The 16,907-nt window shown below is 74.1% G+C and carries 1 protein-coding gene; it reads left to right on the top strand.

Annotated features, from left to right (window positions below; genetic code table 11):
- Positions 1–5: 5 nt before the first annotated feature.
- On the top strand, positions 6–16,865 hold the full coding sequence (locus AC230_RS19275; protein WP_422125608.1) for an SDR family NAD(P)-dependent oxidoreductase: 16,860 nt from the start codon (positions 6–8) through the stop codon (positions 16,863–16,865).
- Positions 16,866–16,907: the final 42 nt, after the last annotated feature.

Raw genomic sequence — 16,907 nt, 5'->3', positions numbered from 1 at the left:
AGGCTCTGATGGCTGCTTCCCAGGAGAAGGTCCTTGAAGCCCTCCGTGCTTCGCTCAAGGAGCAGGAACGTCTCCGCGAGCAGAACCGTGCGCTGACCGCCGCGTCGCGCGAACCGATCGCGATCGTCGGCATGGCGTGCCGCTACCCGGGCGGCGTACGGTCTCCGGAGGACCTCTGGCAGCTCGTCGCCGAAGGCAGGGACGCGGTCTCGGAGTTCCCGGCCGACCGCGGCTGGGACATCGAGCGCCTCTACGACCCCGAGGCCCGGACCCCCGGCACGTCGTACACGAAGGAGGGCGGCTTCCTCCACGAGGCCGCCACCGAGTTCGACCCCGCCTTCTTCGGGATCTCGCCGCGGGAGGCCGTGGCGATGGACCCGCAGCAGCGGCTGCTGCTGGAAGCCTCCTGGGAAGCCTTCGAGCGGGCGGGCGTCGACCCGGCCTCCCTGCGCGGGAGCCGGACCGGCGTCTTCGCCGGCGTCATGTACCACGACTACGCGGAGCTGGTCGGCCAGGACGCCGACAACGAGGGCTTCGTGGGCACCGGAACGTCCGGAAGCGTCGCTTCCGGACGGGTCGCCTACACCCTCGGCCTCGAAGGCCCGGCGGTGACCGTCGACACCGCCTGCTCCTCGTCGCTCGTGGCCCTGCACCTCGCGGCACAGGCCCTGCGCAACCGCGAATGCACCCTCGCGCTCGCCGGCGGCGTCACCGTCATGGCGACGCCCGGCACGTTCATCGAGTTCAGCCGCCAGCAGGGCCTCTCGAAGGACGGCCGCTGCAAGGCGTTCTCCGTGGACGCCGACGGCACCGGCTGGTCCGAGGGCGTCGGCATGCTGCTCCTGGAGCGGCTCTCCGACGCCCGCGAGAACGGCCACCGCGTCCTCGCCGTCATCCGTGGCTCGGCCATCAACCAGGACGGCGCGAGCAACGGCCTGACCGCCCCCAACGGCCCCTCCCAGCAGCGCGTCATCCGCCAGGCCCTCGCGAGCGCCCGGCTCTCCGCCGAGCACGTCGACGCGGTCGAGGCGCACGGCACGGGGACACGCCTGGGCGACCCCATCGAGGCCCAGGCCCTGATCGCCGCCTACGGCCAGGACCGGCCGGAGGAACAGCCCCTGTGGCTGGGCTCGTTGAAGTCCAACATCGGCCACACGCAGGCCGCCGCCGGTGTCGGCGGCGTCATCAAGATGGTCATGGCGATCCGCGAGGGCGTCCTGCCGCGCACCCTGCACGTGGACGAGCCGACCCCGCACGTCGACTGGACCGCCGGTGCCGTCCGGCTGCTCGACTCCCCGCTGGAGTGGCCGCAAACCGGCAGGCCGCGCCGCGCGGGCGTCTCCTCCTTCGGCTTCAGCGGCACCAACGCCCACGTCATCGTCGAGCAGGCCCCCGAACCGGCGCTGCCCGACGCCCCCGCCACCGACCCCACCGGACCCGTCCCGTGGGTGCTCTCCGGCCGCGGCGCACGCGCCCTGGCCGCCCAGGCGCGGCAGTTGCTCGACCACCTCGGCCACCACCCGGAGCTCGCCACCGCCGACATCGGCCGCTCCCTGGCCCTCGGCCGCGCCCGCTTCGAACACCGGGCCGTCCTCCTCGCCACCGACCGGACCCGCCACGAGGAACTCCTCACCGCCCTCGCCGAGGAGCGCCCGGCACCCGGGCTCGTCACGGGCGTCACCACCAACCCCGTCGAGAAGACGGTGTTCGTGTTCCCGGGGCAGGGGTCGCAGTGGGCCGGCATGGCCGTGGGGCTGCTGGACGAAAGCCCGGTGTTTGCGCAGCGGTTGGGGGAGTGTGAGGAGGCGCTGTCGCCCTTTGTCGACTGGTCGCTCACCGGTGTCCTTCGTGGTGTGGAGGGTGCGCCGGGGCTGGAGCGGGTGGATGTGGTGCAGCCGGTGTTGTGGGCTGTGATGGTGTCGTTGGCGGAGGTGTGGCGTTCGTACGGGGTGCGGCCGTCGGCGGTGGTCGGGCACTCGCAGGGTGAGATCGCGGCTGCGGTGGTGTCGGGTGCGTTGTCGCTTGAAGACGGTGCGCGGGTGGTGGCGTTGCGGTCGCGGGCGATCGGGGCGCTGGCGGGCAAGGGTGGGATGGTGTCCGTCCCGCTGCCGGTGGCGGAGGTGCGTGAGCTGATCGGCCGGTGGGACGGTCGGGTCTCGGTGGCCGCGGTCAACGGCCCGACGTCGGTCGTGGTCTCCGGTGAAGTGGGCGCTCTGGACGAGCTGATGGCCCACTGTGAAGCGCAGGGGATCCGCGCCCGTCGTATTCCGGTGGATTACGCGTCGCACTCGGCCGCCGTGGAGGAGATCCGCGAGGCCATCCTGGACGTTCTGGCCCCGGTGACGCCTCTTGCTCCTGAGGTGCCGTTCTTCTCGACGGTGACGGGGGAGTGGCTCACCGGCCCGGTCACGGACGCCGATTACTGGTACCGCAACCTCCGCCAGACTGTCGAACTCGCCGACGCCGTAACCGCGTTGTCGTCCCAGGGCTTCGGTGCCTTCGTCGAGGTGAGCGCTCACCCCGTGCTGACCGTCCCGGTGCAGGAGACGCTGGAGGGGACGGACGCGGTGGTGCTGGGCACGCTGCGGCGCGACGAGGGCGGTGTCGAGCGCTTCCTGACCTCCCTCGCCGAGGCCCACGTCCGCGGCGTCGACCTCGACTGGACCGCGCTCGTTCCCTCCTCGCAGGCACCCCAAGTCGACCTGCCCACCTACGTGTTCCAGCGGGAGCGCTACTGGCCCAAGCCGATCGTGGCCACCGGTGACGTCGCCTCGGCGGGCCTCGGTGCCGTGGGTCACCCGCTGCTGGGCGCGGCCGTGCCGCTGCCCGAGTCCGGCGGCTTCCTGTTCACCGGACGCCTCTCCCGCGACAGCCACCCGTGGCTCGCCGAGCACACCGTCTCCGGCACGGTCATCCTCCCCGGCACCGCGTTCCTCGAACTCGCCGTCCGCGCGGGGGACCAGGTGGGCTGCGGCCGTGTCGCCGACCTCACCCTCTCGGCGCCTCTCGTGCTCCTCGAGAGCGGCGGCGTCCAACTCCAGCTGACCGTCGGTGCCGAGGACGGGACCGGGCACCGCCCGCTGAACGTCTTCTCCCGGCCGGAGTCCGCCCCCGACGACGAGCCGTGGACCCGGCACGCCACCGGCACCCTCGCCGCCGGTGCCGCCACCCCCTCCTTCGACCTGTCCGCCTGGCCCCCGGCCGGTGCCGAGCCCGTCGACTCCGTCGAGGCCCTCTACGCGCGTCTCGGCGACGGCGGCCTCGACTACGGTCCGGTCTTCCGCGGCCTGCGCGCCGCGTGGCGGCACGACGGCGCGATCCTCGCCGACGTCGCCCTGCCCGAGGACACGGACACCGACGGCTTCGGCCTCCACCCCGCCCTGCTCGACTCCGCCCTGCACGCCATCGGTCTGGGCGCCTTCACCACCGACGCCGGCCGCACCCATCTGCCCTTCTCCTGGGCCGGGGTCACCCTCCACGCCACCGGCGCCGGCGCCCTCCGGGTGCGGATCACCGCGGCCGGTGCCGACTCCGTGACGATCGAGGCCGCCGACGCGACCGGCGCCCCCGTGGCCTCCGTCGCATCGCTCGCGCTGCGCCCCCTGGCGGCGCAGCAGCTCGACGACGGCACCCGCACCGAGTCCCTCTACCGGCTCGACTGGCCCACGCTGCCGCTCCCCGCAGGCGCCACGCCCGGCGCGTCCTGGGCCGTCGTCGGCCAGGGCCTCGGCGATCTCGCCGGACGGGCGGGCCTGGCCGCCGCCCACCACGCCGACCTAGCGTCACTCGTCGCCGCCGGCCCGGTGCCCGCGCTCGTCGCCGTGGCCGGTGCCACCCCGGGCGACGTCCGGCCCGCCGGCGACCCCGACGCGGCGCGCACCGCAACCCACCGCGCGCTGGACCTCGTTCAGACGTGGCTCGGCGACGAGCGGTGTGCGGATGCCCGGCTCGTCCTGCTGACCCGGGGCGCGGTGGCCGTCGGCGCCGAGGAGACCGCCGACCCGGCACAGGCCGCCGTCTGGGGCCTGGTGCGCTCGGCGCAGTCGGAGAACCCCGACCGGTTCGTGCTCGTGGACCTCGACGACGACCCCGCCTCCTACGAGGCGCTGGCCGCCGCCCTCGCCACCGACGAGCCCCAGCTCGCCCTGCGCGCCGGCGCGTTGCACACCGCCCGGCTGGCCCGCGTGGGCCGCCCGGCCCTGCTGCCGCCGGCCGACGCGACGGCCTGGCACCTGGAGACCTCGGGCCGGGGCACCCTGGAGAACCTCTACTTCGCCCCGGGCGACGAGGCGGACGCCCCGCTGGAGGAGGGCCAGGTCCGCATCGCGGTCCGTGCGGCGGGCCTGAACTTCCGCGACGTCCTCAACGCCCTCGGCATGTACCCCGGCGAATCCCCCCTCGGTCTCGAAGGCGCCGGTGTCGTGCTCGAAACCGGGCCCGGCGTACGGCGGTTCAAGGCCGGAGACCGCGTCTTCGGTCTCTTCGGCAACGCCTTCGGCCCGGTGGCCGTCGCCGACCAGCGCATGATCGGCCCGATGCCCGGTTCCTGGACGTACGCCCAGGCCGCCGCCGTCCCCGTCGTCTACCTCACGGCCTACTACGGCCTGATGGACCTCGGCTCCCTCCGCTCCGGCGAGAAGGTGCTGATCCACGCGGCGGCCGGCGGGGTCGGCATGGCGGCCGTGCAACTGGCGCAGCACCTGGGCGCCGAGGTGTACGGCACGGCGAGCCCCGGCAAGTGGGACACGCTCCGCTCGCTCGGGCTGGACGACGCGCACATCGCCAACTCCCGCACGCTGGACTTCGAGCAGGAGTTCCTGGCCGCCACCGGCGGGCAGGGCATGGACGTCGTCCTCGACTCCCTCGCCCGCGAGTTCGTCGACGCGTCGCTGCGGCTGCTGCCCCACGGCGGACGGTTCCTGGAGATGGGCAAGACCGACATCCGTGACGCGGCCGAGGTCGCCGCCGCCCACCCCGGCGTCGCGTACACCGCCTACGACCTCGTCACCGCCGCCGGCCCGGACCGCATCCAGGACATGCTCCTGGAGATCATCGACCTCTTCGAGTCCGGCGCCTTCCGGCACCTGCCGCTGACCCACTGGGACGTCCGCGACGCCCTGGAGGCGTTCCGCTACCTCGGACAGGCCCGGCACACCGGCAAGTTGGTCCTCCGCATCCCGCAGGGCCGCCACCCCGAGGGGACGGTGCTGGTGACCGGTGCGACCGGGACGCTGGGGGCGCTGGTGGCCCGGCACCTGGTCACCGAGCACGGCGTCCGTCATCTGCTGCTGACGAGCCGTCGCGGGGCGGAGGCGCCGGGTGCGGCCGAACTCCGCGCGGAGCTGGAGGCGTTGGGTGCCGAGGTGACGCTGGCGGCCTGCGATGCCGCCGACCGGGAGGCGCTGGCCGCGCTGCTGGCCGCCGTCCCGGACGGGCACCCGCTCACCGGCGTGTTCCACGTCGCGGGCGTGCTGGACGACGGTGTCGTCGCGTCGCTCACCCCGGAGCGCGTCGACACCGTCCTGCGCCCGAAGGCCGACGCCGCCTGGAACCTCCACGAACTCACCCGGCACCTGGACCTGTCGGCGTTCGTCCTCTTCTCGTCCGCCGCCGGCACCTTCGGCAACCCCGGACAGGCCAACTACGCCGCCGCCAACGCCTACGTGGACGCCCTCGCCCACCACCGCCGGAGCCTGGGCCTGCCCGCCACCTCCCTCGCCTGGGGGCTGTGGGCCGACGCCAGCGGCATGACCGGCGCCCTCGACACGACGGACATCGAGCGCATCGCCCGCAGCGGCGACGCCCTCACCGCCGACGAGGGCATGGCCCTCCTCGACACCGGCACCCGCCTCGCCGACCCCGTCCTCGTCCCCATGCACCTGGACACGGACGCGCTCCGCGCCAACGCCGGCCCCGACGGCGTACCGCCCCTGCTGCGCGGACTCGTCCGCACCCCCGTCCGCCGGGCCGTCGACACCACCGCGGCCGGCTCCGCCGACACCCTCCGCGACCGTCTCGCCGCCCTCGGCACCACCGAGCGCGAGCGGACCCTGCTGGACCTCGTGTGCGCCAACGTGGCCACCGTCCTCGGCCACGCCACCACCGAACTGCTCGACGGGGGCCGGGCGTTCAAGGAGCTGGGCTTCGACTCGCTCACCGCCGTCGAACTCCGCAACCGGCTCAACGCCGCCACCGGACTGCGCCTGCCCGCCACCCTCGTCTTCGACTACCCGACGCCCAAGGCACTCGCCGAGCACCTGCGCGGCGAACTCCTCGGCGACCTGGAAGCGCCCGCCGCGTCCCGCGCCGCCGTCCGCGCCGGATCCCCCGCGCCGGACGACGACCCCATCGCCATCGTCGGCATGGCCTGCCGCTTCCCCGGCGGCGTCGGCTCCCCCGAGGACCTCTGGCGCCTGGTCGCCGCAGGCGGCGACGCCGTCGCCGAGTTCCCCACGGACCGCGGCTGGGACCTCGACCACCTCTACGACCCCGACGCCACCCGCCACGGCACCTCCTACACCAGCCAGGGCGGATTCCTCTACGACGCGGCCCACTTCGACGCCGCCTTCTTCGGCATCTCGCCGCGCGAGGCCGTCGCCATGGACCCGCAGCAGCGCCTGCTGCTGGAGACCACCTGGGAGGCCATCGAACGGGCCGGCATCGACGCCACCGCCCTGCACGGCAGCGACACCGCCGTCTACGCCGGCGTCACCTACCACGACTACGGCTCCCGCCTGACCGGCGTCCCGGAGGAGGTCGAGGGCTTCCTCGGCACCGGCACCTCCCAGGCCGTCCTCTCCGGCCGCATCTCCTACGCCCTCGGCCTGGAGGGCCCGGCGGTGACCGTCGACACGGCGTGCTCGTCGTCGCTCGTCGCCCTGCACCTCGCCGTCCAGGCGCTGCGCAACGGCGAATGCTCGCTCGCCCTCGCGGGCGGCGTCACCGTCCTGGCCACCCCCGGCACCTTCGTCGAGTTCAGCCGGCAGCAGGGCCTGGCCCGCGACGGCCGCTGCAAGGCGTTCGCCGGCGCGGCCGACGGGACGGGCTGGTCGGAGGGCGTCGGCATGCTGGTGGTCGAGCGGCTGTCGGACGCGCGGCGCAAGGGGCACCAGGTGCTGGCGGTCGTCCGTGGCAGCGCCGTCAACCAGGACGGTGCGAGCAACGGTCTGACCGCGCCCAATGGTCCGTCCCAGCAGCGTGTCATTCGGGCTGCGCTGGAGAGTGCGGGTCTGGTGGCGGCGGATGTGGACGCGGTGGAGGCGCATGGTACGGGGACGACGCTGGGTGACCCGATCGAGGCGCAGGCGTTGCTGGCCACCTACGGTCAGGACCGGCCGGAGGGGCGGCCGTTGTGGCTCGGTTCGCTCAAGTCGAACATCGGGCATGCGCAGGCTGCTGCTGGTGTCGGTGGTGTCATCAAGATGGTGATGGCGATGCGGGAGGGGTTGCTTCCGCGGACGCTGCACGTGGATGAGCCGACGCCGCATGTGGACTGGTCGGCGGGTGCTGTGGAGCTGCTGACCGAGGCCATGCCGTGGCCGGGGGCGGATGCGCCGCGTCGGGCCGGTGTCTCTTCGTTCGGTTTCAGTGGCACCAATGCGCATGTGATCCTTGAGCAGGCGCCGGTGGCGGTGGAGGGCGAGCCGGAGGGGCGTGAGGCTCCGGGTGTGGTGCCGTGGGTGCTGTCGGCGAAGTCGGCGGGCGCGCTGGAGCAGCAGGCGGTGCGGCTGCGGGAGTTCGTCGCTGAGCGGCCTGAACTGGAGCCGGTGGATGTGGCGTTCTCGTTGGCGTCGTCGCGTGCCGCGCTGGAGCATCGGGCGGTCGTGTCGGGCGCGAGCCGTGAGGAGCTGCTGGCGGGCCTGGGGACGGTCGCGGGTGAAGCGGCCGTCAAGGGGAAGCTGGCGGTGCTGTTCACGGGGCAGGGTGCGCAGCGGGTCGGGATGGGGCGTGAACTGCGTGCTGCCTTCCCGGTGTTCGCTGACGCCTTCGCGGAGGTCTGTGCCGAGTTGGACGGGCACTTGGGGCGTTCGCTGGTCGGGGTGATCGATGAGGACGGGGAGGCGCTGGGTCGTACGGAGTTCACGCAGGCTGCCCTGTTCGCGGTCGAGGTGGCCCTTTACCGGTTGGTGGAGTCGTGGGGCGTCCGTCCGGACTTCCTCGCCGGGCATTCCGTGGGTGAGATCGCTGCTGCGCATGTGGCGGGGGTGTTGTCCCTCGCCGATGCCGCTCGTCTGGTCGCGGCGCGGGGGCGTCTGATGCAGGCGTTGCCTGAGGGCGGTGCGATGGTCTCCGTCCAGGCGTCGGAGGAGACGGTCCTTCCGCTCCTGGCCGGGCGGGAGGACGAGGTCGGTATCGCGGCGGTCAACGGCCCGGCGTCCGTGGTGGTTTCGGGTGTCGAGTCGGCCGTCGTGGAGATCGCCGAGGCCCTGGCGGCCGATGGTGTGAAGACGAAGCGTCTGCGGGTGTCGCACGCGTTCCACTCGCCGTTGATGGACCCGATGCTGGAGGACTTCCGTCAGGTCGTCTCCGGCCTCACCTTCTCCGCCCCGACCGTCCCGGTGGTCGTCCACGGTGACGTGACGTCCCCCGACTACTGGGTGGACCATGTCCGCGACGCCGTCCGCTTCGCGGACTGCGTCGGCGAGCTGGAGGGCCGTGGCGTCCGTACGTTCCTCGAACTCGGCCCGGACGCCGTCCTGTCGGCGATGGGTCCGGAGTGTGTCACCGACGCCGCGTTCGTCCCGGCCCTGCGCAAGGGGCGCGACGAGCAGCGCACGGTCGTGGACGCGCTCGGCCGGCTGCACACGCGCGGGGTGACGGTCGACTGGTCGGCGTTCTTCGCGCCGTACCAGGCCCGCCGCGTCGATCTGCCGACCTACGCCTTCCAGCGCGAGCGCTACTGGCTGGACGATGTGGCGTCCTCGGTGGGAGATGTCGCATCGGCGGGTCTCGGGGCGACGGATCACCCGCTGCTGGGTGCTGCCGTGGCGCTGCCCGGCTCGGACGGGTTCCTGTTCTCCGGCCGGCTGTCGCTGAGCACGCACCCGTGGCTCGCGGACCACGCCGTTGGTGGCGCGGTGCTGCTGCCCGGGACGGCGTTCGTCGAGCTGGCGATCCGCGCGGGCGACCAGGTCGGCTGTGGCGCGCTGGAGGAGCTGACGCTGGAGGTGCCGCTGGCCCTCGCGGAGCGCGGGGGTGTGCAACTGCGCGTGTCGCTGGGAGAGGCGGCCGAGGACGGGCGCCGTTCGGTGGAGGTGTTCTCGCGGGCCGAGGACGCCTTGCTGGACGAGCCGTGGGCCCGGCACGCCACCGGTGTACTGACCGCCAGTGCCCCGTCCGCCGGCTTCGACTTCTCCGTCTGGCCGCCGGCCGGTGCCGAACCGGTCGCCACGGAGGACCTGTACGACGACCTCGCGGCCGGCGGCATGGCCTACGGCCCGGTCTTCCAAGGGCTGCGCAGGGCGTGGCGGTTGGGCGAGGACGTCTACGCCGACGTGGCGCTGCCGGAGGCGGTGGACGCGGGCGCGTTCGGCCTGCACCCCGCCCTGCTCGACTCGGCACTGCACGCCATCGGCCTGGGGAACTTCCTCGAACGAGCCGAAGAGGTACGTCTTCCCTTCGCCTTCGGCGACGTCGTCCTCCACGCGGCCGGTGCCTCGACGCTGAGGGTCAGGGTCTCGCGTGCCGACGGCGACGGCGTACGTGTCGCCGTGGCCGATGCCGAGGGATCGCCGGTCGCCTCCGTGGGCTCGCTGGTGCTCCGTCCCATGGCGGCCGGGAACCTTTCCGGTGCGCGCGGCTCGCTGTTCCGGGTGGCCTGGACGGCGCTGCCCGCCGTCGCGAAGGCGGCGGAGGGCTCTCCGGCGGCGGTGGGCGCGGTGCCCGCCGACGCGACGGATCGTTTCGTCGCTCACGCGGACGTGACGTCCGTCGAGTCGGCGGATGCGGCGTTCGCCTTCCTGCCGGAACGGTCCGACGTCCGGGAAGCCGCGCGGGAAGCGCTCGTTCTCGTGCAGTCGTGGCTGGCGGAGGAGCGGTTCGCCGCGTCGACGCTGGTTCTGGTGACGCGGGGTGCCGTTGCCGCAGGAGACGGTGACGTGGTTGCCGATCCGGCTCTGGCTGCCGTGTGGGGTCTGGTGCGGTCGGCGCAGTCGGAGAATCCGGGCCGTTTCGTCCTGGTGGACGTCGACGGGACCGACGCGTCGTACGAGGCGCTGGCCTCCGTCACCGCGCTGGACGAGCCTCAGCTCGCCCTCCGCGAGGGCGTGGCCCACGCGGCGCGTCTGACCCGGGCGGCGGCTTCCGGTGACGGGGCCGCCGTGTGGGGCGAGGGTCCGGTGCTGGTCACGGGTGCGACGGGCAGTCTGGGTGGGCTGGTGGCGCGTCACTTGGTGGCTGAGCATGGTGTGCGTCGTCTGGTGCTGACGAGCCGGCGTGGCCTGGACGCTCCGGGTGCTGCTGAACTGCGGGCAGAGCTGGTGGCGTTGGGTGCGGAGGTGGCCGTCGCCGCGTGTGACGTGTCCGACCGTGGGGCGTTGGCGGCGCTGCTGGCCGAGCATCCGGTGACGGGTGTCGTGCACGCGGCCGGTGTGCTGGACGACGGTGTGGTGGAAGCGCTGACTGCGGAGCGTCTGGACGCTGTTCTGCGGCCCAAGGCGGTGGCGGCCTGGAACCTGCACGAGCTGACCAAGGACCTGGACCTCACGGCCTTCGTCCTGTTCTCCTCCGCCGCGGGTGTCTTCGGCAACGCGGGCCAGGCCAACTATGCCGCAGCCAACGCCTACGTGGACGCCCTCGCGGAACACCGCCGAGCGGCCGGCCTCCCCGCCACGTCCCTCGCCTGGGGCCTGTGGGCCGACAGCGCCGACGGGACCGGCATGGCCGGTGCGCTCGCCGACGCGGACCGGACGCGCCTCGACCGCGCCGGGCTCGGCGGGCTGACCGCGGAGGAGGGCCTCGCCCTCCTCGACGCCGGGGTGGCCGACGGCTCGGCGACCCTCGTGCCGATGCGGTTCGACGCGTCCCGGTTCGGCGCGCGTCCCGCGGCCGAGACCGTGCCCGCCCTGCTGCGCGGGCTCCTGCGCACGACGGCCCGGCGCGCCGCCGGTTCGGGTTCGGCCGCCGCCGAGGCGCTGACCCGCCGGCTGGCGGGGCTGGGCGCGGCCGAGCGGGAGCGGGCGCTCCTCGACCTGGTCCGCGGCCATGTGGCCGCGGTGCTCGGGCACGCCGGCGCGGACGCTGTCGAACCGGCCCGCGCGTTCAGCGAGACCGGTTTCGACTCCCTCACGGCCGTCGAACTCCGCAACCGGCTCAACGCGGCCACGGGCCTGCGCCTGCCCGCGACCCTGGTCTTCGACTACCCCAACCCTGCCGCACTGGCCGGCTTCCTGGCGGCGGAACTCCTCGGCGGCGACACGCCGCCCGTAGTGAGCGCCGCGACCAGGCCGGCCGACGACGAGCCGATCGCCATCGTGGGCATGGCCTGCCGCTACCCCGGCGGCGTCTCCTCGCCCGAGGACCTGTGGCGGCTCGTGGTCACCGGCGCCGACGGCATCACCCGCTTCCCGGACAACCGCGGCTGGGACCTGGAGAACCTGTACCACCCGGACCCCGACCACCACGGCACCACCTACACCCGTGAGGGCGGATTCCTGCACGGCGCGGGCGAGTTCGACCCGGCGTTCTTCGACATCTCGCCGCGCGAGGCCGTCGCGATGGACCCGCAGCAGCGCCTGCTTCTCCAGACCACCTGGGAGGCGTTCGAGCGGGCGGGCATCGACCCGCACGCGGTGCGCGGCAGCCGGACGGGCGTGTTCACCGGCGTGATGTACCACGACTACGCCGAGGTCGTCGGCCAGGCCATCGACAGCGCCGAAGGGTTCGTGGGCACGGGAAGCTCGGCGAGCATCGCGTCGGGCCGCGTCGCCTACTCCTTCGGTCTCGAAGGCCCCGCCGTCACCGTCGACACCGCCTGCTCCTCGTCGCTCGTCGCCCTGCACTGGGCGATGCAGGCCCTGCGCGACGGGGAGTGCGAGATGGCGCTGGCCGGCGGTGTGACCGTCATGGCCACCCCGGGCACCTTCGTCGGCTTCAGCCGTCAGCGCGGCCTCGCCCCCGACGGCCGCTGCAAGTCCTTCGCCGACGCGGCGGACGGGACCGGCTGGTCCGAGGGCGTCGGCATGATCCTCGTCGAGCGGCTGTCGGACGCCCGGCGGAACGGGCACCCCGTCCTCGCCGTGGTGCGGGGTTCGGCGATCAACCAGGACGGTGCCTCCAACGGCCTGACCGCGCCGAACGGCCCGTCGCAGCAGCGCGTCATCCGCCAGGCCCTCGCCGGGGCCGGCCTGTCGCCTTCGCAGGTGGACGTGGTCGAGGCGCACGGCACGGGGACGACGCTGGGCGACCCGATCGAGGCGCAGGCGCTGCTGGCCACCTACGGTCAGGACCGGCCGGAGGACCGGCCGTTGTGGCTCGGCTCGATCAAGTCGAACATCGGTCACACGCAGGCCGCCGCCGGTGTCGCGGGCATCATCAAGATGGTCATGGCGATGCGTGAGGGCATCCTCCCGCAGACCCTCCACGTCGGACAGCCGTCCCGGCAGGTCGACTGGGAGGCGGGCGCCGTCTCCCTGCTCACCGAGAACGTGGCCTGGCCGGAGACCGGCGCACCGCGCCGCGCGGGTGTCTCGTCGTTCGGCATCAGCGGCACGAACGCCCATGTGATCCTGGAACAGGCGCCGTCCGCCGACGAGCCCCTGCGCGAGGCCGACCACGACGGCGGTGCGGTGCCGTGGGTCATCTCCGGCCGAACGGCCGCCGCGCTGGCGCAGCAGGCCCAGCGACTGCGGGAGTTCGTGGCCGAGCGGCCCGAACTGTCCCCGGTGGACGTCGCCTTCTCGCTCGCCACGTCCCGGGCGGCGCTGAGCCACCGCGCGGTGGTCACGGGCGCGAGCCGTGAGGAGTTGCTGGCGGGCCTGGGGGCGGTCACCGGGACGGTGGCGGTCGAGGGGCGTCTGGCGGTGCTGTTCACGGGGCAGGGTGCGCAGCGGGTCGGGATGGGGCGTGAACTGCGCGCCGCCTTCCCGGCGTTCGCCGACGCCTTCGCGGAGGTCTGTGCCGAGCTGGACGTCCACCTGGGGCGTTCGCTGGTCGAGGTGATCGATGAGGACGGGGAGGCGCTGGACCGTACGGAGTTCACGCAGGCTGCCCTGTTCGCGGTCGAGGTGGCCCTTTACCGGTTGGTGGAGTCGTGGGGCGTCCGTCCGGACTTCCTCGCCGGGCATTCCGTGGGTGAGATCGCTGCCGCGCATGTGGCGGGGGTGTTGTCCCTCGCCGATGCCGCTCGTCTGGTCGCGGCGCGGGGTCGTCTGATGCAGGCGCTGCCGACGGGCGGTGCGATGGTCTCCGTCCAGGCGTCCGAGGAGACGGTCCTCCCGCTCCTGGCCGGCCGGGAGAACGAGGTCGGCGTCGCGGCCGTCAACGGACCGCTGTCCGTGGTGATTTCGGGTGCCGAGTCGGCCGTCCGGGAGATCGCCGAGGCCCTGGCCGTGGACGGTGTGAAGACCAAGCGTCTGCGGGTGTCGCACGCGTTCCACTCGCCGCTGATGGACCCGATGCTGGAGGACTTCCGGCACGTCGTCTCCCGGCTCACCTTCTCCGCCCCGGCGACCCCGGTCGTCGTCCACGGCGACGTGGCATCCCCCGACTACTGGGTGGACCACGTCCGCGATGCCGTCCGCTTCGCCGACACCGTCCGCACGCTGGAGGCCGACGGCGTCCGTACGTTCCTCGAACTCGGCCCCGACGCCGTCCTGTCGGCCATGGGCCCTGACGCCGCACCCGACGCGGCGTTCGTCCCCGCCCTGCGCAAGAACCGCGACGAACAGCGCACACTCATCGGAGCCCTCGGCCGGCTCCACACCCATGGCGTCACCGTCGACTGGCCGGCGTTCTTCGCGCCGCACCACGCCCGCCGCGTCGACCTGCCCACCTACGCCTTCCAGCAGCGTCACTACTGGCCGCAGGCCGCTCCGGTCGCGGGGGACGCGGCGGGCCTGGGCCTCGTCGCCGCCGACCACCCGCTGCTCGGCGCGGCGGTGCCGCTGCCCGGTTCGGACGGTCTGCTGCTCACCGGGCGGCTGTCCCTGCGCACCCACCCGTGGCTCGCGGACCACTCGTTCTCCGATGTGGTGCTGCTGCCGGGGACGGCGTTCGTCGAGCTGGCGATCCGGGCGGGCGACCAGGTCGGCTGCGGGCTGGTCGAGGAGCTGACGACGGAGGCGCCGCTGGTGCTGCCGGAGTCGGGGGCGGTGCAGGTCCAGGCGGTCGTCGGTGCCCCGGAGGAGTCCGGGCGCCGGACGCTGGAGGTGTACTCCCGCAGGGAGGACGCCGCCGACGACGAACCGTGGATCCGGCACGCGACCGGTGTGCTGGCCGCGGAGGAGCGGGCAGCCGGCTTCGACCTGGCGGCGTGGCCGCCGGCCGGCGCCGAGCCGGTCGTCCTCGACGGCCTGTACGCGGACCTGGCCCGGACGGGGCTCGGCTACGGGCCGGTGTTCCAGGGGCTCAGGGCGGCCTGGCGCCGTGACGGCGAGGTGTTCGCCGAGGTGGCCTTCCCGGACGACCTGACCGACACGGAGAACACCGAGGGCGCCACAGGGGCGTTCGGCCTCCACCCGGCCCTCCTGGACGCCGCCCTGCACACCATCGGCCTCGGCGGCCTGGTGGCGGGCGACGGGCAGGCGGTGCTGCCGTTCTCCTGGAGCGGTGTGTCCCTGCACGCGACCGGCGCCGCGCGGTTGCGCGTGCGGCTGGCCGCCGCCGACGGTGACGCGGTCTCGCTGCGGATCGCGGACGGCACGGGCGCGCCCGTCGCGTCCGTGGACGCCCTGGCCGTACGCCCCGTCTCCGCCGAGCAGTTGAAGGGCGCGCGGCGGGAGTACGAGGACTCGCTGTACCGGATCGACTGGCCCGAACTGCCGCTGCCGGCCGCCGCCGTGCCCGCCGCCTACGCGGCCCTGGGGACGCTGCCGGACGGACTCGGCGCCACCGCTGGGACGTACACCGGCCTGGCGGGGATCGACGAAGTGCCGGACACCGTCGCGGTGTTCGTTCCGTCGGCCGTGGCGGAGCTCGACGCGGTCGACACGGGCGAGGCCGCGCACGCCGTGGCCGCGTGGACGCTCGGCCTGGTGCAGGAGTGGCTGGCCGACGAGCGGTTCGCCGGCTCCCGCCTGGCCCTGCTGACACGGGGCGCGGTCGAGGTCCGGGGCGGCACCGAGGCCGTCGACCCGGCCCAGGCCACCGCCTGGGGCCTGGTCCGGTCCGCCCAGACCGAGAACCCCGGCCGGTTCGTCCTCGTCGACCTCGACGGCGACCCGTCGTCGGCCACGCGCCTCGGCGCGGCCCTGGCCACCGACGAGCCGCAACTCGCCCTGCGGGAAGGCGCCGTGCACGCCGCGCGCCTGGCGCGCGTCCCGGCCGTCACCGGTGCCGCGGACACCGGCGGTGCCTCCGCGGCGTTCGACGCCGAGGGGACCGTGCTGCTCACCGGAGCGACCGGCAGCCTCGGCGCGCTCTTCGCCCGGCACCTGGTGGCGGAGCACGGCGTGCGCCACCTGATCCTGGCCGGCCGGCGCGGGGCGGAGGCGCCCGGGGCCGAGGCGCTGCGCGCCGAACTCACGGCGGCCGGTGCCGAGGTGACGCTGGCGGCCTGTGACGCGGCCGACCGCAAGGCCCTGGCGGAACTCCTGTCGGCGGTGCCGGCCGGGCATCCGCTCACGGGCGTCGTCCACCTCGCCGGCGTCCTGGACGACGGCGTCGTGGAGTCGCTCACGCCCGAGCGCCTGGACGCCGTCCTGCGCCCGAAGGCCGACGCGGCCTGGAACCTGCACGAGCTGACCGGGCACCTGAACCTGTCCGCGTTCGTGCTGTTCTCCTCGGCCGCCGGTGTCCTCGGCAACGCGGGCCAGGCCAACTACGCGGCCGCCAACGGGTTCCTGGACGCCCTCGCCCAGCACCGCCGGGCCGCCGGCCTCCGCGCCACGTCCCTCGCCTGGGGCCTGTGGGCCGAGGAGGGCGGCATGGGCGACACGCTCGGCGCGGCCGGCACCCGGCGCATCGCGCGCTCCGGGATGGGCAGCCTCACCGCCGACCGGGGCCGCGAGCTGTTCGACGCGGCGCTGACCGCCGCGGAACCGCTGCTCGTACCGGTCGCGCTCGACCCGGCCGCCCTCGGGGCCGCGGCCCGCGAGCAGGACCGGCCGGTGCCGGCGCTGCTCCGCGGCCTGGTCCGGGTGCCGGCCCGGCGCGCGGCCGCCGTCACCGCCGACGCCGCCGAGGACCTCGTCCGGCGCCTGCGGGGGCTCGACGAGGACGGGCGGCGGCAGGAACTCCTGGACCTCGTGCGCGGCCAGGTCGCGGCCGTCCTCGGCTACGACAGCCGCGAAGAGGTCGAGGCGACGCGGGCGTTCGGCGAACTCGGCTTCGACTCGCTGACCGCCGTCGAGTTCCGCAACCGCCTCAACGCGGTCACCGGCCTGCGGCTGCCCGCCACCCTGGTCTTCGACCACCCCACGGCCACCGCGCTGGCCACCCACCTCGGGGCCGAACTCCTCGGCTCCGACGACGGCGGGACGACCGTGCTCACGGCGTTCGCCGAGCTGGACCGGCTGGAGACGCTGCTCTCCGGGATCACGGAGGACGACGCCGCGCGCTCCCGCGTCTCGGCCCGTCTGAAGGACTTCCTGGCGAAGCTCAACAGCACACAGGACGCGGCCGACGACGTGTCGGTCGCGGAGAAGATCGACTCTGCGACCGACGACGAAGTCTTCGCGTTCATCGACAACGAACTCGGGATTTCTTGACGTGGCTGACGCAAACGAGCGGCTGCCCCGAGGAGGACGGCT

The sequence above is a fragment of the Streptomyces caatingaensis genome (assembly GCF_001187435.1).
Lineage (GTDB): Bacteria > Actinomycetota > Actinomycetes > Streptomycetales > Streptomycetaceae > Streptomyces > Streptomyces caatingaensis.
The sequence above is the reverse complement of the archived record's forward strand: the minus strand, read 5'-3'. Positions and strand labels throughout refer to the sequence as shown.